Raw genomic sequence first — 20,067 nt, forward strand, 5'->3', positions numbered from 1 at the left:
TGTTAGATTATGAATCTGGTTATCGTAGAAAGTCCAGCAAAAGCTAAAACAATTAATAAATATTTAGGAGATAATTATACTGTTTTAGCTAGTTATGGTCATATAAGAGATCTTCCTTCAAAAAATGGATCTGTGGACCCTGAACAAAATTTTAGAATGGAATGGGAAGTTGATAGCTTTTCAAAAAAATACTTAAAAGAAATTACAGATGTTGCAAAAGAGTCATCAAAAATTATTCTTGCAACTGACCCTGACCGTGAAGGAGAAGCTATAGCTTGGCATGTAAAAGAATATTTAAATGATAAGAAATTATTAAAAGATAAAGAAATTGAAAGAGTTGTATTCAATGAAATTACAAAAAAAGCTGTAATTCATGGAATTGAGAATCCAAGACAAATAGAACCATTACTTGTTGATGCATACATGGCTAGAAGGGCTTTAGATTATTTAGTTGGGTTCAACATATCACCTATTCTATGGACAAAATTACCAGGGTCTAAATCTGCTGGACGTGTACAATCTGTTGCACTCAAACTTATAACTGAAAGAGAACACGAAATTGAGTCATTCAATCCTGAAGAATTTTGGACACTGAGTATTAAATTTAACGATAAAAATAACAATTTAATAACATCTAGTATTTCTCAATTAGATGGAGAAAAAATTGAAAAATTTTCTTTTAGAAATAAAGATGAAATTAACAAAGCCATAGAAAATATCAAAAATAAAAAATTTTCAATAACTGATATTTCAAGCAAGGTAGTAAGTAGAAATCCTTCTGGACCTTTTACAACATCAACATTACAACAGACAGCCTCTAGTAGACTTGGTTTTGGGGCTTCAAGAACAATGCAAATTGCTCAAAAGTTATACCAAGGAATTGAGATTGAGGGTGAGACAGTAGGTTTAATCACTTATATGAGAACAGATGGAACGAATTTATCTGTGGATGCAGTTAAATCATTTAGAGATTATATAAAAAGTGATTTGGGTAAAGAATATTTACCAGAAAATCCATTAAACTATTCAGGTAAGAAAGCAAAAAATGCCCAGGAAGCACATGAAGCTATAAGACCAACTGCAATTAACAGAACACCTTCTTCAATTAAAAAATATTTAAGTGCTGACCAAATAAAATTATATGATTTAATTTGGAGTAGAGCTTTATCATCTCAAATGGAGTCTGCAAAATTTGATAGAAATACAATAACAATAAATTCTGACGATGATAGAACTATCTGTAAATCTAGTGGATCAGTACTCAAATTTGATGGCTTTTTAAAAATATATTCATCTCAGTCAAAAGATGATGACGAAGATGTTTTGCCTCAAATGTCAAAGGGACCAATTAATATTGAAGCATTAATCGATGAACAACATTATACACAGCCACCACCTAGATATTCAGAAGCTAGTTTAGTTAAAAAATTAGAGGAGTTAGGCATAGGTAGACCATCAACTTATGCTAGTATAATTTCGACTATTGCAAATAGAGGATATGCAGAAATAACTAATAAAAGATTTTTTCCAACAGATAGAGGTAAATTGATCTCAGCTTTTTTAGAAAAATTGTTTTCAAAATATGTTGATTATAATTTTACTGCAGGATTAGAGGATCAATTAGATGAAATAACTTCAGGTAAAGAAAGTTGGATTAAAGTTTTGGAAATGTTTTGGAAAGATTTTAATAATAATGTGTCTGAAGTTAAAGAAAAAAGAACTAGAGAAGTCTTAGACCTTCTCAATGATAGTTTGGGTGAATTAATTTTTGAAAAAAATAATGATGGAAAAATAGATAGAAATTGTAAATTATGCAACGAAGGAACTCTTAGTTTAAAAAATAGCTTTAGAGGTGGTGCTTTTATTGGTTGTTCAAATTATCCTGATTGTAAATATACGAGACCATTATCAAAAGCAAAAGCAGCTGCACAAGCACAACTCGCAGAGCCTAAGTTTATTGGAAAACATGATAATGGAAATGATATTTATCTTAAAAATGGAAGATTTGGTCCCTACTTGCAGTATGAAATCAATCCTGAAGATATAGAAGAAAAAACTTCAAAAAAAAGAAAGACAAAAAAAAAGAAAGATGAAAACGAAAATTTAAAAAATGTTTCAATACCTAAGGGTATTGATTTAAAAGATGTAGATTTAGATAAAGCAAAGTTTTTATGTTCATTACCAAAAAATTTAGGAGTAAATCCAGATAATCAAAAGGATATTTTGTTAAATACTGGTCGTTATGGTCCTTATTTAAAATGCGATAATAAATCTGCAAGAATTGAAAATATTGACGAGATTTTTTCAATTGGATTAAATAGAGCAATAACATTAATTGCTGAAGCTAAACCTGGAAGAATGTCTTCATCTATAATTAAAGATTTAGGAGAACATCCGGAAGATAAAAAACCTGTAAGAATAATGAAAGGTCAATATGGACCTTACATAAAATATAAATCATTAAATGCAACTATTCCTGAGGAAAAAGATCCTGCTGAACTAACAATGGAAGAGGCATTAATATTAATTGAGAAAAGAAAAGAATACGATAAAAATAAGAAATCAAAAAAAAGGAAATCAAAATGAGTTATGAAGAAAACATAAAGAAATTAGATTTAAAATTACCTAATGCAGCAGATCCAGTTGGTTCTTACATAGCTGCAAAAATAGTAAACAAATTACTTTACATATCGGGACAAATATCAATGTCAGAAAATGGTGAGTTAATTAAAGGCAAATTAGGATCTGATTTAAAAGTAGACGATGGTTATAAAGCTGCAGAAAGATGTGCTTTAAGTATAATCGCACAAGCCAAAAAAGCATGCAATGATGACTTATCTAAAATCAAATCTTGTGTAAAGCTCACAGGATTTGTTAATTCAACGGACGATTTTACTGATCAACCTAAGGTTATTAACGGTGCTTCTGATTTAATTGCTAAAGTTTTTGGTGAAGCAGGTATGCATACAAGAGCAGCAGTTAGCACAAATAGCTTACCTTTAGGTGTTGCTGTTGAGGTTGATGCAATATTTGAGATAAATTAACGTCCAATACCAAAATATTTTACACCTTGTTTCTTCATCTTATCAGGTGAATAGATATTTCTCATATCATAGACTGTTAATTTCTTTCTATTTGATAATGATTTAAAATTAATTGATTTAAAATCATTCCATTCAGTATGAATAATTGTTAGGTCTGATTTTTTAATTGCTGACTTAAAGTCTTTTTCAAATTTAACATTCTTAACTTTTTTAAACTCTCTTTTTTCTCCAGTTGGATCAAAATAAGTTATTATGGCGCCTTTTTTTGATAAAGCAGGTATCATAGAAAGACTAGAAGAATCTCTCATATCATCTGTATTAGCTTTAAAAGTAACACCTAAAAATAAAATTTTTTTATTTTTAATTTGTTTATTTAAAATTTTGTTTACACGATTAAGTAATAAAATTGATCTTTTTTCATTCGATTTGATAACAGATTTAATTACAGATAAATTTGTTTTAAATTTATCAGCAGTAGATGTTATTGCCTTAGTATCTTTAGGAAAACAAGAACCTCCGTATGCTGGACCAGCTCTTAAAAATCGCCCACCTATTCTCTTATCTAAACCTATTCCTATTGATATATCTTCAACATTTATACCAGTTTGTTCACAAAGATTTGCAATTTCATTTATAAAGGTTATTTTTGTAGCCAAAAAAGCATTAGCTGCGTACTTAATTAGTTCAGCAGCTCTACGAGATGTGTGAACATAACTTGTACCTTTTGAAATTAGAGGTGCATAAAGATTTTTCATAATTTGATTAGATTTTTTGTCATCAGTCCCAATCACAACTCTATCAGGGTATATAAAATCTCTAATAGCCTCTCCTTCTCTCAAAAATTCTGGATTTGAAACAACTGAAAATTTATTTTTTGAAATTTTTTTAGATATAATTTTTTCTATTTCGTCACCTGTTGTAACTGGAACAGTTGATTTAGTGATAATTATTTTAAATTTATTTATTGAAGAAGCAATTTCTTTAGCAGCATTATATATTTGAGTTAAGTCTGCACTACTACCACCTTTTTTTGTTGGTGTGCCGACGCAAATAAATATTATATCAGATCTTTTTATAGATTCTTTTAAATTAGTTGAAAATGAAAGTCTTTTATTTTTATAATTTTTAATTACAAGTTCCTCTAATCCTGGTTCATAAATTGGAATTATTCCTTTTTTTAAATTTTCTATTTTCTTTTGATCTTTGTCTACGCAGATAACATCATTTCCTAAATCGGAAAAACATACACCACTTACTAAGCCAACATAGCCAGTTCCTATCATACAAAGTTTCATAGTTTTGATATTTCTAAAGTTGAATTGATATAACCATGTAAAGTACCACAATCAAGATACTTTCCTTTAAAATTGTGTGCAACAAATAGATTATTTTTTTTTATTAAGTTTTGAATTGCATCAGTGATATGAATTTCTCCTCCCTTGCCAGGTTTTAAATCTTTAATTTCACTAAAAATTTTTTTTGGGAGAATGTATCTGCCTATTACTGCTTTATTGGAAGGAGCATCTTTTATTTTAGGTTTTTCAATCACATCTTCAATTTTATAATTATTTTTAGAAAGTTTTTTTGATAGTTTATAAATACCCCATCTTGATACAGTCTTTTTATTTACAGTCATACTAGCCATGACTGAAGATTTATGTTTTTTGTGAACATTTATCATTTCTTTTGAACAATTATTCTTAACAATTAGATCATCAGGTAATAGCATCAAAAAATGATTTGATTTGATATGTTTTTTTGTTTTCATAACAGCATCACCTGTTCCAAGAGGTTTGTTTTGATAAACAAATTTTATCATTTTCTTATATTTTAAAATTTTCTTATATTCTTTCAATATCCTTATATCTTTCTTTTTTTTCAAAATTTTTTTATAAAAGGTATCATTGTAGAAATAATCCTTAATCATCTTTTTTTTATCTGAGATAATAAAAATTATCTCTTTTATACCTGCCTCAAAACATTCATCTAATATATATTCAAGTCCAGGCTTTCCGTTAATTGGTAAAAGTTCTTTAGCAAAAACACTTGTTAATGGAAGGAGTCTGGTTCCTAATCCTGCTAGTGGAATAATTGCTTGTTTAATCATTTAAATGTTTTACTTATAAAATATTTTATTAAAAATGAAAGTTATAATAAATAACACTCAATTAGAAAAAATCATTAAACTAAATCAAAATATTGGTTTTGTTCCTACAATGGGGAGTCTCCATAAAGGTCATATATCACTTATTAAAGAAAGTAAAAAAAAATCAAAAAAAACCTTAGTGAGTATTTTTGTAAATCCTAAACAATTTAATGATAAAAAAGACTTCATAAATTACCCTAGAAATATTAATAAAGATAAATCTATATTAAAAAATCTTAAAGTAGATTTTCTGTATTTACCTTCTGCAAAAGAAATTTTTCCTAAATCAAGTAAATTAATTAAAAAGATTAGTAAAAAAAATCAAATTTTATGTGCAAAATTTCGTAAAGGTCATTTTGAAGGAGTTTTAAATGTTATGGATAGATTAACATATCTAATTAATCCAAGAAATATTTTTATGGGAGAAAAGGATTATCAACAATTTTATATTGTAAAAAAATATTTAGAAAAGAAATACAAAACAAATGTTATCTTGTGTAAAACGATTAGAGATAAAAATGGGTTGGCTTTATCAAGTAGAAATAAATTGCTTAAAAAATCTGAAATTTTAAAAGCACAAATAATTGCTAAAGATTTAAGAAAAATTAAATCAAATATAAAAAAAATTTCAAATATTAAAACAGAATTAGAAAATAAAAAAAAAGAATTAGAAGAAAAATTTAGTATTCAAATTCAATATTTAGAATTAAGAAATAAAATCAACTTAGATTTATCTATAAAAAAACAAAATTCTAAATTATTTGTTGCATACTATTTAAATCGTGTAAGACTTATTGATAATTTTTAATTTTATAAAAAATAAGCACCTACACCTAAAAATGAAACAAAACCAATTACATCAGTTATTGTAGTAACAAAAACACTAGATGCTATTGCAGGATCTATATTCATACGTTTTAAAGTGACTGGTATTAATATCCCAAATAATCCAGCTATAATCATAGTCAACACCATAGATAAAGAAATTATAAGAGATAGTTGATTGTCCTGAAACCACAATTGAACAATTAATGAACTTATTATTGCAAAAATTATCCCATTCAACACCCCAATATTAAATTCTTTTAGAATATTTTGAGTAAAATTGTTTTTTGTAAGATCATTTGTTGCTAATGATCTGACAGTTACAGCTAGTGTTTGCATCCCAGCATTACCACCCATAGAAGCGACAATAGGCATTAGAAAAGCTAAAACTACCATTTGTTCAATAGTAGCTCCAAAAAGACTAATGCACCAAGTTGCTAAAAAAGCAGTAAATAAATTTAACAACAGCCAATTAAATCTTCGTTTAGTTTTAGTTATTACTCCATCTGTTATTTCTTCATCACCAACACCAGCTAACCTTAACGCGTCCTCTTCAGCTTCTTCTTTTAATACTGTAAGAACATCATCTGAAGTTATCATTCCAACAAGTTTATCAGTTTTATCAACCACGCATGCAGAATTTAAACTATAATTTTCAAATAAATTACCCACCTCTTCTCTATCCATATCAACTGGAACTAAAAAAGGAGAACCAATCATTATAGATGACATTTTAGTATCTCTCGGTGTTCTTAATACTTTTGAAGATGGAACTGTTCCAATTGGTTTAAAATTTTCGTCAACAATAAATATTTCTAAAAATTCCTCAGGTAAATCTTTATTTTCTCTTAAATAGTCAATAGTTTGTCCTACAGACCAATTACTTGGTATTGCAGTAAATTCTCTTTGCATTATTCTTGCAGCACTATCTTCTGGATAGCTTAAGCCTTCTAACAACGCAAAACGATCTTTAGGAGGTAAAGCAGATAAAATTGTGTTTTTATCTTTTTCATCAACATTCTCTAAAACCATGATAGCATCATCAGAATCAAGATTTTTTAAAATACTTACAATCGAATCTGAAGATAAATATTTAATTATTTCTGATTGAACAGACTCATTTAATTCAATAAATACATCAGGATCAATCTTGAAATTGTTGAGTTTAATTAAGCTTTCTCTATCATTAAGACTTAAATGTTCAATTATATCTGCAGCATCTGCAGGGTGCATCTCTTTAAATGAATTTGTAATAAATAAAGCATCATTATTAACAATTTTGTCAGTAACAACTTTTATGTATTCCTTGTTAAACTCAAAATTGACTTTTTTATCTTTTATTTTTTTATTCAAAGTCATAATTAAACCTTTTATATTGCATCGATCTTTTAATATAAATTAAGAAGATTACAATTTTTAAATGAAAATAGAGATTAAAAAGTCAATAAAACCAATAGATTATAATTTTGCTTTATCAGAATTAGAGAAAAGATTAAGCAATGTTATTAATAGCAAATCAAATGAATTGATTTGGATATTAGAGCATAATGAAATTTATACTGCTGGAACTAGCTCTAAAAATGAAGAAATACTAAACAAAGACATAAAAGTTATTAATACAAATCGAGGTGGAAAAATTACATATCATGGCCCAGGTCAATTAATGTTTTATTTTGTAATAGATTTAAATAGAAGAAAAAAAGATATTAGAAAATTTATTTCTATAATTGAAAATACAATTATAGAAACTTTAAGTGAATATGAAATCAATGTTTTTGCTGATAAAGAGAATGTTGGTATTTGGTTTAATCAAAATAGTGAAATAACTAAAGTAGCTGCAATCGGAGTGAGAGTTAGTAAATGGATTGCATACCATGGTTTTTCACTGAATATTAATTGCGATTTAAAAAATTATAATAATATTATCCCATGTGGAATTTCTGATCGAGGTGTTACAAATTTAGTTAGAATTAAAGATATTAATTATAAAGGTATTGAAGAAAAATTAATAAAGAATTTTATTACTAATTTAGAAATTTTAAGCGCTTAACTTTTAGTAATTCATTAAAGTAATTTGGTAAAGAAGCTCTATAAGTATATTTTTTATCATTAATAATAAATTTTATTTGATAAGAATGTAACATTAAATTTTTATTTTTAGATTGTTTAAAAAATTTATTTGAATACTTGCTGTCCCCATAAATTGAATTACCGATTGCATAAAGTTGTTTTCTAAGCTGATGCTTTCTTCCAGTTATAGGTTTAAGCTCAATAAGAGAACAAATTGAATTTTTATCAAGAACTTTATAAGTTGTTTTCGCTTCTTCTATAATTTTTTTTCCATTATCGTATCTAATTAGCATATCATTAAATTGGCCAGAGTTTTTTTCTATTTCACCATGACATATAGCTAAATAAGTTTTGTGAACTTTACGCATTCTAAATAATGATGTTAAGAGTTGTGCTGTTTCTCTATTTTTAGCAATTATAAATACTCCTGAAGTTTCTTTATCTAATCTATGAACTGAAAATGGTTTTGTGTCTTGAAAAATTTCACTTTTAGAAAATATATCTATTAAATTTTTTTTAGATTTTGTTCCACCTTGTACAGAAATACCTGCACTTTTATTCATCACTACAAAGTTTTCGTTATTATCTATAATTAAATTTTCATTTTCTTTAATTATCTTATTTGATGGTTTAAATTTAATTTTTTTTTCTAAAAGATTTTCTTTAAATTCAAAATTGTGCAAATCGATCTTGTCACCTAGGTTTAATTTAAAATTACTTTTAACTTTTTTATTATTGACTTTAACTTTTCCATTTCTTAAAGATTTCTCAATTAATGATTGGGGAAACTTGCCAATATTAAATCTCAAATATTTATCAATACGCATACTAGCAAACGTTTTATCAACGATAAAAGATTTGATCATTAAGTGTATTTTATATCAAAATTAGCTTGTAGCTAATTTCTTTTCTTCTGTTTTCTCAGCTTCTTTTGAAGGTTCTTTTTTCTTTTTATCTACTCTTTTCGCCTCAACGTCTCTGTCAACAAATTCAATTATTGCCATTGGAGCGTTATCACCATATCTAAAACCTGCTTTAATTATTCTAGTGTAACCACCACTTCTTTTTTCATATCTTTTTGATAAGGTCTTTTTTACTTTATTTGCAGATTTAATATCTTGTAACTGTGAAACTAGCATCTTAGTATTATGTAAAGTATCTTTTTTTCCTAACGTAATTATTTTATCAGCTTGAGGCTTAAGAAATTTGGCTTTTGGTAAAGTGGTTTTAATCTGTTCATATTTTATTAGGGAATTAAGCATGTTTTTTAACAAAGCTTTCCTGTGTTCAGATGTTCTATTTAATTTTTTATTAGCTAAGCCGTGTCTCATTATTAAATTGCTTCCTCAAGTTTTTTTGACATCTCAGCTATATTATCTGGTGGCCAATTTGGAATTTCCATACCTAAATATAAAGACATACCAGTTAAGACTTCTTTAATTTCATTTAAAGATTTTCTACCAAAATTTGGTGTTCTAAGCATCTCACCTTCAGATTTTTGAACCAAATCCCCAATGTAAATAATGTTATCATTTTTTAAACAATTCATTGATCTTACCGAAAGTTCTAATTCATCTACTTTTCTTAATAAATTTTTATTAAATTCAGGTTCTGTAGAAACTTCTTTTACTGGTGCCTCAACAGGTTCGTCAAAATTAATAAACATTTTAAGTTGATCTTGGAAAATTCTTGCTGAATAAGCTACTGCATCTTCTGCTGATATGGATCCGTTAGTTTCAACTTGCATAGTAAGTTTATCATAATCAAGTGCTTTTCCTTCTCTTGCAGTGCTTACAGAGTATGAAACTTTCTTTACTGGACTATATAATGAATCAATTGCAATTAATCCTAATGGTGGTTCTTCTGGTTTATTTAATTCTGCAGGTACATAACCTTTTCCTGTATTTACATTCATTTCCATATGAAAATTAGTATTTTCATCTAAATTACATATGACTAAGTCAGGATTTAAAATTTCAACATCTGCGACTGGAGCAATATCAGATGCTTTAATTTCACCTGGACCCTTAGCATCTAAAATTAACTTTTTTGTTCCTTCAGAAGCACTTTTAAGTGCTAATGATTTAACATTTAAAACAATATCAGTTACATCTTCTCTAACTCCTTTAATAGATGTAAATTCATGTAACACACCATCAATCTGGATTGATGTTACAGCAGTACCTCTTATTGAAGATAAAAGTATTCTTCTTAAAGAGTTACCTAAAGTTAATCCATAACCTTTTTCAAGTGGTTCTGCAACTATTGTTGCTTGTGTTAAATCTTCACTCATTTTAACGTCAAGCTTTGTAGGCTTAATTAATGATTTCCAATTTTTAACGTTTACATTTTCAGTTTCCATTAAACTCTCCTTTTCTTAGGTGGTCTTGTTCCGTTATGTGGCATTGGTGTTGTATCTTTAATAGATAAAATTTTAAAACCTCTTGCCTGTAATGCTCTAAGAGCTGTTTCTCTACCTGAACCTGGTCCTTTAACTTCTACAGACAAAGTTTTCATTCCATATTCAAGAGCTTTAGAAGCTGCTGTATCTGCTGCTATTTGAGCTGCATATGGTGTCGATTTTCTTGAACCTTTAAATCCTTTAGAGCCTGCGGATGACCAAGAAATAACATTTCCATTCGTATCAGCGATTGAAACTATTGTGTTATTAAATGTAGATTGAACATACGCAATTCCATTAAGTATGTTTTTTTTTGATTTTTTCTTTTTTGAGTACGAACTTTTGTTAGACTTTTTTGAAGATTTTTCTACCTTCTGATCTTTGTTATCAGTTTTTTCTGTTTTAGCCATTTTTATTTTTTAGTTGGTGTTAATTTTTTTCCAGCAATAGCTATAGCTTTACCTTTTCTTGTTCTTGCATTGCATCTAGTTCTTTGACCCCTAACAGGTAATTTTTTTCTATGCCTTGAGCCTCTGTAACAAGCTAAATCAATTAAACGTTTAATGCTTAAAGAATAATCTCTTCTTAAATCACCTTCGACTTTGAAATTTTGGTCTATATATTCTCTTATTTTTAAAATTTCTTCGTCAGTTAATTCATTAACTCTTTTTTCTCTTGGAATTTCCAGAGAAGAACAAATTTGATTTGAGAACTTGTCACCTATACCATAAATATATGTAAGTCCAATGTGGACAAGCTTATTTTGTGGAATGTTAATACCTGCAATACGTGCCATAAATCTGTGATAAATTGTAGCCTTTATATAAGAAGATCTTCTAAAGTCAACTTCTTATCCCTTTATAATATGCTCAATTTTATCAGTAATTTCCTCTATTTTTAGGGTTCCATCAACCTCATGTATGGTTGTTTTTTTCGATAGAAAATCTAATACTGGTTTAGTGGTCTCAATATATTTGTCATACCTGTTTAAAATAGTTTCTAAGTTATCATCTTTTCTTTTTACCAAATATTTTCCACTACAACTTAGTTTTTTTATTTTTTCTTGATCAAAATATTCATTTAATGTGATATTACATTTTTCACAAGTAACTCTACCCATTATTCTTTTTTGAATTATATCTCTAGAAACGTTTAGAGAGATTACAAAATCTATCTTTCGTTTAAGATTATTTAAAATATGTTCTAAATTTGATGCTTGAGATACTGATCGTGGGTATCCATCGAAAATTATTGGATCATGAGAATTTAATTTAGAAAGTGTTTGTTTTAATAAATCGTTCACAATTTCATCAGAAACAAATTCTCCTTTTGATATTAATTTCTCAATTTCAACTCCAATATTAGACTTTTTTTTTGCTTCGTTTCTTAAAAGATCACCAGTTGAAATTTGATAATATTTATGATTTTCAACTAACCTTTGTGCTTGAGTGCCTTTACCTGCTCCGGGAGGACCAAATAAAATGATATTCACTAAACTAATCCTTATCTATTTCCAAATTTTGTTCTTTTGATTAATTGTTCATATTGTGAACTCATTAATCTAGTTTGAATTTGAGTTACAGTATCAATGGCTACAACCACAACAATTAAAACTGATGTACCTCCAAGATAAAAAGGAATTGGATAGTTTGCAATTAAAAATTCAGGCATTAGACAAACTATAGTTAAATAAAGTGCCCCAATTGTTGTCAACTTAGTTAAAATATTTTCAATGTAAATTGCAGTGCTTTCACCTGGTCTAATTCCTGGAACAAAGCCACCATATTTTCTTAAATTCTCTGCAGTTTCAACTGGATTGAATGTAATTGATGTGTAAAAAAAAGTAAAAAAGATAATTCCAGATGCATAAAGTAGCATGTACAAAGGTTGGCCTTGAGTAAAGAAAGAACTTATATTTAAAAAGGTTTCATTTTCTGAAAAATTAAAATTTGAAAACGTTACTGGTAATAATAACAGTGCGGAAGCGAAAATTGCAGGTATCACTCCTGCTTGATTAATCTTTAACGGTAAATGTGATGACTCTCCACCATATAATTTATTACCCATTTGTCGTTTTGGGTAATTAATTAAGATTTTTCTTAAAGCTCTCTCCATAAATACAATAAAAAGAATTGTTAATATTAATAAAATAAATATTGCTAAAATCATAAAAGTAGAAACGGCACCAGTTCGACCTAATTCAAAAGTTGTTACTAGTGCTCTAGGTATTTCAGCAACAATACCAGCAAAAATAATTAAAGAAATACCGTTCCCAATACCTCTTTGTGTTATCTGCTCACCTAACCACATTAAGAAAATTGTTCCAGCAACAATTGTTGTGACTGTTGAAATTTTAAAGAATACACCAGGGTTTATTACTAAATTTGCGGAAGACTCCAATCCAACAGCTAAACCATATCCTTGAACTGTGGCTAACAATACAGTTCCGTATCTTGTTATTTGAGTAATTTTAGCTCTACCCATTTCTCCTTGGGCTTTTAAATTTTTAAAGTAATCTGAAACTCCTGTCAAAAGTTGAACTATAATCGAAGATGAAATATATGGCATTATACCTAAAGCAAATATTGCCATTCTACTTACAGCACCACCTGCAAAAACATTAAACATTCCAAGCAAACCTTTTTGGTTACCATCCATCATAATTTTAAGCTGCTCTGGATCGATTCCAGGTAATGGAACAAATGTTCCAAATCTATAAACAGTCAAAATAAATATGGTAAATATAATTCTATTCTTAAGATCTGTTGTTGAAGAAGTTGAGCTCATTGATCTCTAGCTATTTTTTTAATTGGATAGAGCCGCCAATTTTTTCTAATTTAGATAGAGCTGATTTTGACGCAAGGTCTGCTTCGATATTTATTTTGTCTTTAATATCGCCTGTACCCAAAATTTTTAGTTTTTTTGAATTTTTGTTTATTAATTTTAATTTTTTTAATACATCCGCATTTAAAACATCTGACGTTTTAATACTTTTTTTATCAATATAGAACTGAATTTTTTCCAAATTTAATATTGCAACATCTTCTTTTGAAATTGGATTAAATCCTCTCTTAGGTAATCTTCTGTATAATGGCATCTGACCACCCTCAAAACTTTTTATAGCAACACCTGATCTTGATTTTTGACCTTTGACGCCTCTTCCTGAGGTTTTGCCCTTACCAGAGCCAATACCTCTTCCAACTCTAATTTTACTTTTATTGATTTTTAACTTTGTATTTAATGTAGTCATTATCCTCTTTTTTCAATTATTTCTGAAATTTTTTTATTTCTGATTGCTGAAATTTGTTTAGGTGAATTTTGTTTCATTAGCGCTTTCATTGTTGCTCTTATTACATTGTGCGCATTTGAAGTTCCCATCGATTTCGCAACTATATCTTTAACTCCTAAAACTTCACATACTGCTCTAACTGGTCCACCAGCAATGATTCCAGTTCCTTTAGATGCAGCTCTTAATACTATTCTACCAGAGCCATCTTTAGCTTTAACATCATGATGAATTGTCCTACCTTCTCTTAGTGGGATTTGTATCAATTTTCTTCTTGCCATTTCATTCGCTTTTTTTATAGCGTCGGGTACCTGTTTAGCTTTCGCATGGGCAATTCCAATTCTGCCAGCTTGGTTGCCAACTACAACTAATGCTGAAAATCCAAACCTTCTACCACCTTTAACAACTTTAGTTATTCTGTTGATATGGACTAGTTTTTCTAAAATATCGTCAGTTTTTTTATCTTTATTATTTTCCATTATTAAAATTCCATTCCATTTTTACGTAAGGTTTCAGCAAAAATTTTTACTCTTCCGTGATATTTATAAATCCCTCTATCAAAAAATATTTTTGTTATTTTCTTTTCTTGAGCTTTTTTTGCTAATCTTTCTGCAACAACTTCTGATAATTTAGATTTATTCATTTTTTCACTGGTTTTAATATCTTTTTCAACTGAAGAGGCAGATAACAAAGTTATATTTTTAGTATCATCAATAATTTGTGCCGAAATATTTCTTGCAGATCTTGATATACTTAATCTGAATCTATCTTTTGAAGCAACTTTTTTAACCTTGTTGCTTACTCTGAATTTTTTTCTAATACTTGTGTTTATTTTCATTACTTTTTCTTTCCTTCTTTTTTCAATACATACTGCCCTTTTTCTCTTATTCCTTTGCCCTTATAAGGTTCAATTTTTCTTAGTGTCTTTATTTTAGAGGCAACTAGCCCAACTTGTTGTTTGTCAGATCCAGTTATCTTTAATGTTGTTTGTTTTTCTACAGCTATCTTTATTCCCTCAGGAATATCAAAGTTTATATCATGACTATAACCTAATTGCAGGTTTAATTGATTGCCTTTTAATGCTGCCCTATAACCTACACCAACAAGCTCAAGAGTTTTTTCATAACCTGTGCTTGATCCTATTACTGCATTATTAATCAAACTTCTATTCATTCCCCAAAGTCTTTTTGTGTTCTGATCAATTTTTTTTGGTTTTATTGAAATTTCTTTTCCATTTTTAATGTCCAAATTAAAAATATCTAAATCAATATCAATTGATTTTTTTCCAAGAGGGCCTTCAATATTTAAATTATTGCCTGCCAAAGCTACTTTGACTTTTTCTGGTACCGCTATATTAATTTTTCCTATTTTAGACATTAAAATACCTTACAAATTATTTCTCCACCGACACGTTGTTTTCTTGCGTCTAAGTCTGTCATAACACCTTTTGGCGTTGATACTATAGCTATACCTAAGCCATTATTGATTTTTGGTAAGCCGTCAGCGCTAGAAAAAATTCTTCTTCCTGGTTTTGATACTCTTTCAAAAGTACTTATTACTGGGTTTCCAGAGTGATATTTAAGTTCTAACGATAAAACAGCTTTATTATTGTCGTTGTTAACTTTAAAGTCTTTGATGAAACCCTCATTTTTTAAAATATCTGCTATTTTACTTTTAAAGTTTGAAGATGGTAATTCTACCTTTTTATGATTTCTTGCTTGAGCATTCTTTACTCTGGCTATCATATCTCCAATTGGGTCACTTAAACTCATAATTTCCTTTCTACCAACTTGATTTCACTAATCCAGGAATTTTGCCTTGTAATCCTAACTGTCTTAAAGCAATCCTAGAAATCTTTAATTTTCTATAAACACCATGAGGTCTGCCAGTTATTTGACATCTATTCATAACTCTAATCTTTGCAGAATTTCTTGGTAAATTTGATAATTTTTGTTGTGCCTTGAATCTTTCTTCAAAAGGCAATTTTTTATCCATTATTATTTTTTTAAGTTTTTCTCTTTTTTTATAAAACTTATCGGAAAGTTTAATTCTCTTATTGTTTTTATTAATTGAGCTCATTTTAGCCATATTAATTGTCTCCTTTCTTAACAAATGGAAAGTTAAGTTTTTCTAGTAATGCATAACTATGTTCTGGACTGTTTGAAGAAATAGCTATTGTAATATCCAATCCTCTTACTTTGTCTGCACGATCAAAGCTTACCTCAGGGAAAATTATGTGTTCTTTAATTCCAAAAGTGTAATTACCAAACTTATCAAAACCTTTTGGAGATAACCCTCTGAAATCTTTAATTCTTGGTAAAGCAATATTTACTAATCTGTCTAAAAATTCATACATTTTGTTCTTTCTTAGAGTGACTTTCAAACCCGCGTTAGAACCTTTTCTTGTTTTAAAATTTGCTACAGATTTTTTGAATTTTGTGATTACAGGTTTTTGTCCTGTTATTTTACCCATATCTTCTTCACATGATTTTAAAATTTTGCTATCATTTCCATCTAAACCAAGACCCATATTTAAGACAATCTTCTCAATTTTTGGACCCATATAAATGTTTTTCAAACCAAATTGGTCTTTAAGTGCTGGTTGAATCTCTTTTAAATATATTTCTTTTAATCTTGGTGACATGATTATTTTTTAGCCTCTTTTTTTGATGTTTTAGCTTTCTCATCAATTAATTTTAAATTTGAAATATGGATAAAACTTTCTTTTGATACAATTCCACCTTTTTTTTCTTTTGTAGTTTTAACATGTTTCTTAACCATATTAATATCTTTAACTTTTGCTCTATTCATTGATCTATCAATCTCTATAACTTCACCTTCTTTTTTTTTGTCTTTTCCAGCTAATACTAAAACTTTTAAACCTTTTTTTATCATCTTTATAAAACCTCTGGTGCTAAAGAAATAATTTTCATTTGCCCTCTTGTTCTTAACTCCCTCGTTACTGGACCAAATATTCTAGTCCCAACCGGTTCTCCTTTGTCATCAACCAGTACCGCAGCGTTATTGTCAAATCTAACTTTAGATCCATCATCTCTATGAATGCCCTTTTTTACTCTTACAACCACAGCCTTATGAACAGAACCTTTTTTAACTTTTCCTTTAGGTATTGCTTCTTTTACGGCAATTACAATTGTATCACCTATGCTAGCGTATCTTCTTTTTGAACCACCCAAAACTTTAATACACTCTATTCTTTTAGCACCTGTGTTATCAGCAACTTGTAATTCAGTTTGTACTTGTATCATTACTTAGTATTCTCCATTACTTGAAATTTTTTATTTTTTGAAAATGGTTTACTTTCAATAATTGAAACTTTATCTCCATTTTTAAACTTATTATTTTCGTCATGAGCGTTGTATTTTTTTCTTACTTTAACAACCTTTTTAAGAACTGGATGTGAGTATTTTCTCTCTACCATTACAGTTACAGTTTTATTAGGTTTATCGCTGACAACTATTCCTGTTAATATTTTTTTAGGCATTTGTTTTTCCTTTTAAAAATGTTTTTAATCTTGCTATAGTTTTTTTTGTTTCTCCAATTTTAGCTGGATTTGTTACTTGTGAATTCATTTTTTGAAATCTAAAATTGAAAAGATCTTTTTTAAATTTGTCAATATTCTTAACAATTTCATCTTTAGACATTTTTTTTATTTCAGTTCTTTTCATTTATGCAAACCTTTTAATTGTTTTAGTTTTTATAGGTAATTTTGCTGAAGCCTTATACAAAGCTTCTTTAGCAATTTGTTCTGAGACACCATCTACCTCAAATAAAATTCTACCTGGTTTTACACGACATGCATAATATTCTGGTGAACCTTTACCTTTACCCATCCTAACTTCTATTGGTTTCTTTGAAACAGGTATATTAGGGAAAACTCTAGTCCAAACTCTTCCTTGTCTTTTCATATGTCTTGTAAGTGCTACTCTAGCAGCTTCAATTTGCTTACCTGTAATTCTTTCTGGCGACAAAGCTTTAAGAGCGAAGGCACCATAATTAATAAAATTAGCTCTAGAGGCATTTCCATGGATTCTACCTTTGTGCGCTTTTCTCCATTTAGTTCTTACTGGTTGTAACATTATTTGTTTGCCTCTTTTGGTGTTTCTTTGTTTGTTTCTTGACTAAATTCTTTCGCAAAGACTTCACCTTTGTATATCCATACTTTAATACCAATTATTCCATAAGTAGTTAAAGCTTCTGCTTCTGCATAATCAATATCAGCTCTTAAAGTGTGTGAAGGAATACTTCCATCTCTCAACCATTCAGTTCTTGCAATTTCATTTCCTCCTAGTCTTCCGCTAATCGAAACTTTAATACCTTTAGCTCCTAATCTTAGACATGATTGCATAGCTCTCTTCATTGCTCTTCTGTAAGATATTCTTTTTACAAGCTGTTGAGCAATATTTTCTGCTACAAGATATGCGTTAGTTTCAGGTTTTTTTACTTCTTTTATGTTTAATGCTACTTCATTTGAAGTTATTTTTGCTAAATTATTTTTAATCTTATCTATATCACTGCCTTTTTTACCAATAACAAACCCTGGTCTTGAAGTGTAAATAGTTACATAACATTTATTAGATGTTCTTTCTATCATTACCTTTGAAACACCTGAATTAATAACGTTTTTTTTAATGTATTCTCTAATCTTAAAATCTTCGATAAGATAATTTCCAAAGTCTTTTTTCTTAGCATACCAAACAGAGTCCCAACCTCTGTTTACTCCAAGTCTAAAACCTACAGGATTAACCTTTTGACCCATGACTCTCCATTTGTTTAGCTTCAGTTAATATTATTGTGACACTAGAATAAGGTTTCAAAATTGGCGCAGCTCTACCTTTTGCTCTAGGTCTAAATCTTTTCATTGTAATTTTTTTTCCACAATAAGCTTCTTTGACAATTAGATTGTCAATGTCATATTGAAAATTATTTTCAGCATTTGCAACTGCTGAACTTATAGTTTTTCTAATATCTCTAGTAATTCTTTTTTCAGAAAACTCTAAATCTCTGATAGCAACATCAACTTTTTTTCCAACAATTCCTTTAAGTATTGGATTCAGCTTTCTTACACTTGATCTAATGTTGTTGTTAATTGATTTAACAACTTTATCAGTTTTATTTTGTATTTTCTTTTTTTTACTCATCTTTATTTTTTAGCCTCTGCTGGTTTTGCTTTTTTATCTGCAGGTGTATGACCAAAGAAGGTTCTGGTTGGTGCAAATTCACCAAGTTTATGTCCAACCATATCTTCAGAAACAGTAATTGGGATAAATTTTTTACCGTTATAAATCAAAAAACTTACTCCTACAAAATCTGGAATAATAGTTGATTTTCTTGACCATGTTTTGATAGGAATTTTTTTAGGATCAGACTTATACTTATCAACCTTTTTCATAAGGCTTTCTTCAACAAATGGACCCTTCCAAACTGCTCTTGCCATAAAATGTTAATCCTTTCTTTTCTTCCTTCTTCTGACTATAAATTTATCAGTTCTTTTATTATCTCTAGTTTTTAATCCTTTAGCTGACTGTCCTGTTGGTGAAACTGGATGTCTTCCTCCAGCAGTCTTACCTTCTCCACCACCATGTGGGTGATCAACAGGGTTTTTAACAACACCTCTTGTGTGTGGTCTTCTACCTAGCCATCTTGATCTTCCAGCTTTTCCAATTTTTATATTTTTTTGATCCGGGTTGCTTAAAATTCCTATTGTAGCAAGAGCTCTTGAATCTATCTTTCTAACTTCACCAGAGGCAAGTTTAATCAAGCTATAATTTCCATCTATACCACTAATAGTCACCGATGTTCCAGCTGATCTTGCTAATTTACCTCCAGCACCTGGTTGGATTTCAACATTATGAATATTTATTCCAACTGGTATATCTTGAAGCGGCATACAGTTTCCAATTTTAATTTCTTTGTTCGAACCATTTTCAATTACATCACCAGTTTTAATTTTTTGAGGAGCTAAATAATAAGCATGAGTATTATCTTGGAACTTAACAAGCATTATGTAGCAAGATCTATTTGGATCATATTCAATTCTCTCAACTGTAGCAGGCATATCAAATTTTTTTCTGTAAAAATCTACATGTCTGTACATTTTTTTATGTCCACCAGCTCTATTTATAGAAGTAATTCTTCCGTTATTGTTTCTACCTTTCATAGCATTTTTAGGTGAAACTAATGATTTAAATGGTTTTCCTTTCCATAGTTCTGATCTATCAACTAAGATTGTTCCTCTTGTAGATTTTGTATATGGTTTAAATGTTTTTAATGCCAT

At 28.8% G+C, this 20,067-nt stretch carries 30 protein-coding genes; 4 read left to right on the plus strand and 26 right to left on the minus strand.

Annotated features, from left to right (window positions below; translation table 11 throughout):
- Positions 1 to 9 precede the first annotated feature (9 nt).
- Both topA and ACTT90_RS01375 read left to right on the plus strand, forming a co-directional pair.
- Positions 10 to 2,586, plus strand: coding sequence for a type I DNA topoisomerase (gene topA / locus ACTT90_RS01370; RefSeq protein WP_440937096.1), 2,577 nt, complete (start codon positions 10 to 12; stop codon positions 2,584 to 2,586).
- A complete protein-coding gene (locus ACTT90_RS01375; RefSeq protein ID WP_440937097.1) occupies positions 2,583 to 3,044 on the plus strand; it encodes a RidA family protein in 462 nt (153 codons plus the stop codon). The genes topA and ACTT90_RS01375 overlap by 4 nt, the downstream gene beginning before the upstream one ends.
- Here ACTT90_RS01375 and ACTT90_RS01380 read toward each other — a convergent pair.
- Positions 3,041 to 4,339, minus strand: coding sequence for a UDP-glucose dehydrogenase family protein (locus ACTT90_RS01380; protein ID WP_440937169.1), 1,299 nt, complete (start codon positions 4,337 to 4,339; stop codon positions 3,041 to 3,043). The genes ACTT90_RS01375 and ACTT90_RS01380 overlap by 4 nt on opposite strands.
- Complete coding sequence (locus ACTT90_RS01385) at positions 4,336 to 5,151, minus strand: sugar phosphate nucleotidyltransferase (protein WP_440937098.1); 816 nt, start codon at positions 5,149 to 5,151, stop codon at positions 4,336 to 4,338. The genes ACTT90_RS01380 and ACTT90_RS01385 overlap by 4 nt, the downstream gene beginning before the upstream one ends.
- Before the next feature lie 34 nt (positions 5,152 to 5,185).
- Here ACTT90_RS01385 and panC point away from each other — a divergent pair, with 34 nt between their 5' ends.
- Entirely contained in the window at positions 5,186 to 5,998 is an 813-nt protein-coding gene (panC, locus tag ACTT90_RS01390; RefSeq protein ID WP_440937099.1) for a pantoate--beta-alanine ligase, read from the plus strand.
- 2 nt (positions 5,999 to 6,000) lie between these two features.
- Here panC and mgtE read toward each other — a convergent pair whose 3' ends face one another.
- Positions 6,001 to 7,374, minus strand: a complete 1,374-nt coding sequence (mgtE, locus tag ACTT90_RS01395) for a magnesium transporter (RefSeq protein ID WP_440937100.1) — start codon at positions 7,372 to 7,374, stop codon at positions 6,001 to 6,003.
- Positions 7,375 to 7,435: 61 nt separating this feature from the next.
- Between mgtE and lipB the strand changes: the two genes are divergently transcribed.
- Complete coding sequence (gene lipB / locus ACTT90_RS01400; RefSeq protein WP_440937101.1) at positions 7,436 to 8,065, plus strand: lipoyl(octanoyl) transferase LipB; 630 nt, start codon at positions 7,436 to 7,438, stop codon at positions 8,063 to 8,065.
- Here the strand turns inward: lipB and ACTT90_RS01405 are convergent.
- The 23 genes from ACTT90_RS01405 to rplB are packed head-to-tail and all read right to left on the minus strand — an operon-like array spanning position 8,040 to position 20,067.
- A complete protein-coding gene (locus ACTT90_RS01405; protein WP_440937102.1) occupies positions 8,040 to 8,951 on the minus strand; it encodes a pseudouridine synthase family protein in 912 nt (303 codons plus the stop codon). The two genes, lipB and ACTT90_RS01405, sit on opposite strands and share 26 nt — an antisense overlap.
- Before the next feature lie 21 nt (positions 8,952 to 8,972).
- Complete coding sequence (gene rplQ, locus ACTT90_RS01410) at positions 8,973 to 9,416, minus strand: 50S ribosomal protein L17 (protein WP_014953336.1); 444 nt, start codon at positions 9,414 to 9,416, stop codon at positions 8,973 to 8,975.
- A 2-nt stretch (positions 9,417 to 9,418) separates the two neighbouring features.
- Positions 9,419 to 10,447, minus strand: coding sequence for a DNA-directed RNA polymerase subunit alpha (locus ACTT90_RS01415; protein ID WP_440937103.1), 1,029 nt, complete (start codon positions 10,445 to 10,447; stop codon positions 9,419 to 9,421).
- Positions 10,447 to 10,896, minus strand: a complete 450-nt coding sequence (gene rpsK / locus ACTT90_RS01420) for a 30S ribosomal protein S11 (RefSeq protein ID WP_014953338.1) — start codon at positions 10,894 to 10,896, stop codon at positions 10,447 to 10,449. Before rpsK ends, ACTT90_RS01415 begins: the two co-directional genes overlap by 1 nt.
- Positions 10,897 to 10,898: 2 nt before the next feature.
- On the minus strand, positions 10,899 to 11,282 hold the full coding sequence (rpsM, locus tag ACTT90_RS01425) for a 30S ribosomal protein S13 (RefSeq protein WP_440930012.1): 384 nt from the start codon (positions 11,280 to 11,282) through the stop codon (positions 10,899 to 10,901).
- Positions 11,283 to 11,336: 54 nt separating this feature from the next.
- Positions 11,337 to 11,978, minus strand: a complete 642-nt coding sequence (locus tag ACTT90_RS01430; RefSeq protein WP_440937104.1) for an adenylate kinase — start codon at positions 11,976 to 11,978, stop codon at positions 11,337 to 11,339.
- Positions 11,979 to 11,989: 11 nt separating this feature from the next.
- Positions 11,990 to 13,273 (minus strand): preprotein translocase subunit SecY, encoded by a 1,284-nt coding sequence (gene secY / locus ACTT90_RS01435; protein WP_440937105.1) that lies wholly within the window; start codon positions 13,271 to 13,273, stop codon positions 11,990 to 11,992.
- Between the two features lie 10 nt (positions 13,274 to 13,283).
- Positions 13,284 to 13,736 (minus strand): 50S ribosomal protein L15, encoded by a 453-nt coding sequence (rplO, locus tag ACTT90_RS01440; protein ID WP_440937106.1) that lies wholly within the window; start codon positions 13,734 to 13,736, stop codon positions 13,284 to 13,286.
- A complete protein-coding gene (rpsE, locus tag ACTT90_RS01445) occupies positions 13,736 to 14,251 on the minus strand; it encodes a 30S ribosomal protein S5 (RefSeq protein ID WP_014953343.1) in 516 nt (171 codons plus the stop codon). Before rpsE ends, rplO begins: the two co-directional genes overlap by 1 nt.
- Before the next feature lie 2 nt (positions 14,252 to 14,253).
- Positions 14,254 to 14,610, minus strand: coding sequence for a 50S ribosomal protein L18 (gene rplR / locus ACTT90_RS01450; RefSeq protein ID WP_440937107.1), 357 nt, complete (start codon positions 14,608 to 14,610; stop codon positions 14,254 to 14,256).
- A complete protein-coding gene (gene rplF, locus ACTT90_RS01455; protein WP_440937108.1) occupies positions 14,610 to 15,149 on the minus strand; it encodes a 50S ribosomal protein L6 in 540 nt (179 codons plus the stop codon). The genes rplR and rplF overlap by 1 nt, the downstream gene beginning before the upstream one ends.
- On the minus strand, positions 15,149 to 15,544 hold the full coding sequence (rpsH, locus tag ACTT90_RS01460; RefSeq protein ID WP_440937109.1) for a 30S ribosomal protein S8: 396 nt from the start codon (positions 15,542 to 15,544) through the stop codon (positions 15,149 to 15,151). Before rpsH ends, rplF begins: the two co-directional genes overlap by 1 nt.
- A 10-nt stretch (positions 15,545 to 15,554) precedes the next feature.
- The gene (gene rpsN / locus ACTT90_RS01465) at positions 15,555 to 15,860 is read right to left on the minus strand and encodes a 30S ribosomal protein S14 (RefSeq protein WP_440937110.1); all 306 of its coding nucleotides are present in this window, start codon (positions 15,858 to 15,860) and stop codon (positions 15,555 to 15,557) included.
- A gap of 1 nt (position 15,861) precedes the next feature.
- Positions 15,862 to 16,416 carry a 50S ribosomal protein L5 gene (rplE, locus tag ACTT90_RS01470; RefSeq protein WP_440937111.1) on the minus strand — a complete coding sequence of 185 codons (555 nt, stop codon included), beginning with the start codon at positions 16,414 to 16,416 and terminating at the stop codon, positions 15,862 to 15,864.
- A 2-nt stretch (positions 16,417 to 16,418) separates the two neighbouring features.
- Entirely contained in the window at positions 16,419 to 16,667 is a 249-nt protein-coding gene (rplX, locus tag ACTT90_RS01475) for a 50S ribosomal protein L24 (protein WP_014953349.1), read from the minus strand.
- Positions 16,668 to 16,669: 2 nt separating this feature from the next.
- Entirely contained in the window at positions 16,670 to 17,038 is a 369-nt protein-coding gene (gene rplN, locus ACTT90_RS01480; RefSeq protein WP_014953350.1) for a 50S ribosomal protein L14, read from the minus strand.
- Positions 17,038 to 17,274 (minus strand): 30S ribosomal protein S17, encoded by a 237-nt coding sequence (gene rpsQ, locus ACTT90_RS01485; RefSeq protein ID WP_014953351.1) that lies wholly within the window; start codon positions 17,272 to 17,274, stop codon positions 17,038 to 17,040. Before rpsQ ends, rplN begins: the two co-directional genes overlap by 1 nt.
- Positions 17,267 to 17,458, minus strand: a complete 192-nt coding sequence (gene rpmC, locus ACTT90_RS01490) for a 50S ribosomal protein L29 (RefSeq protein ID WP_014953352.1) — start codon at positions 17,456 to 17,458, stop codon at positions 17,267 to 17,269. The genes rpsQ and rpmC overlap by 8 nt, the downstream gene beginning before the upstream one ends.
- Positions 17,459 to 17,869 (minus strand): 50S ribosomal protein L16, encoded by a 411-nt coding sequence (gene rplP / locus ACTT90_RS01495; protein ID WP_014953353.1) that lies wholly within the window; start codon positions 17,867 to 17,869, stop codon positions 17,459 to 17,461. It abuts the gene before it with no gap.
- The gene (gene rpsC / locus ACTT90_RS01500; protein ID WP_014953354.1) at positions 17,869 to 18,549 is read right to left on the minus strand and encodes a 30S ribosomal protein S3; all 681 of its coding nucleotides are present in this window, start codon (positions 18,547 to 18,549) and stop codon (positions 17,869 to 17,871) included. Before rpsC ends, rplP begins: the two co-directional genes overlap by 1 nt.
- On the minus strand, positions 18,533 to 18,931 hold the full coding sequence (gene rplV / locus ACTT90_RS01505; RefSeq protein WP_440937112.1) for a 50S ribosomal protein L22: 399 nt from the start codon (positions 18,929 to 18,931) through the stop codon (positions 18,533 to 18,535). The genes rpsC and rplV overlap by 17 nt, the downstream gene beginning before the upstream one ends.
- A gap of 2 nt (positions 18,932 to 18,933) precedes the next feature.
- Positions 18,934 to 19,227, minus strand: a complete 294-nt coding sequence (rpsS, locus tag ACTT90_RS01510; RefSeq protein ID WP_440937113.1) for a 30S ribosomal protein S19 — start codon at positions 19,225 to 19,227, stop codon at positions 18,934 to 18,936.
- A gap of 6 nt (positions 19,228 to 19,233) precedes the next feature.
- Positions 19,234 to 20,067: a 50S ribosomal protein L2 gene (gene rplB, locus ACTT90_RS01515; protein ID WP_440937114.1), complete on the minus strand. Its 834-nt coding sequence runs from the start codon at positions 20,065 to 20,067 to the stop codon at positions 19,234 to 19,236.

The sequence above is a fragment of the Candidatus Pelagibacter sp. genome, from assembly GCF_052049935.1.
GTDB lineage: Bacteria > Pseudomonadota > Alphaproteobacteria > Pelagibacterales > Pelagibacteraceae > Pelagibacter.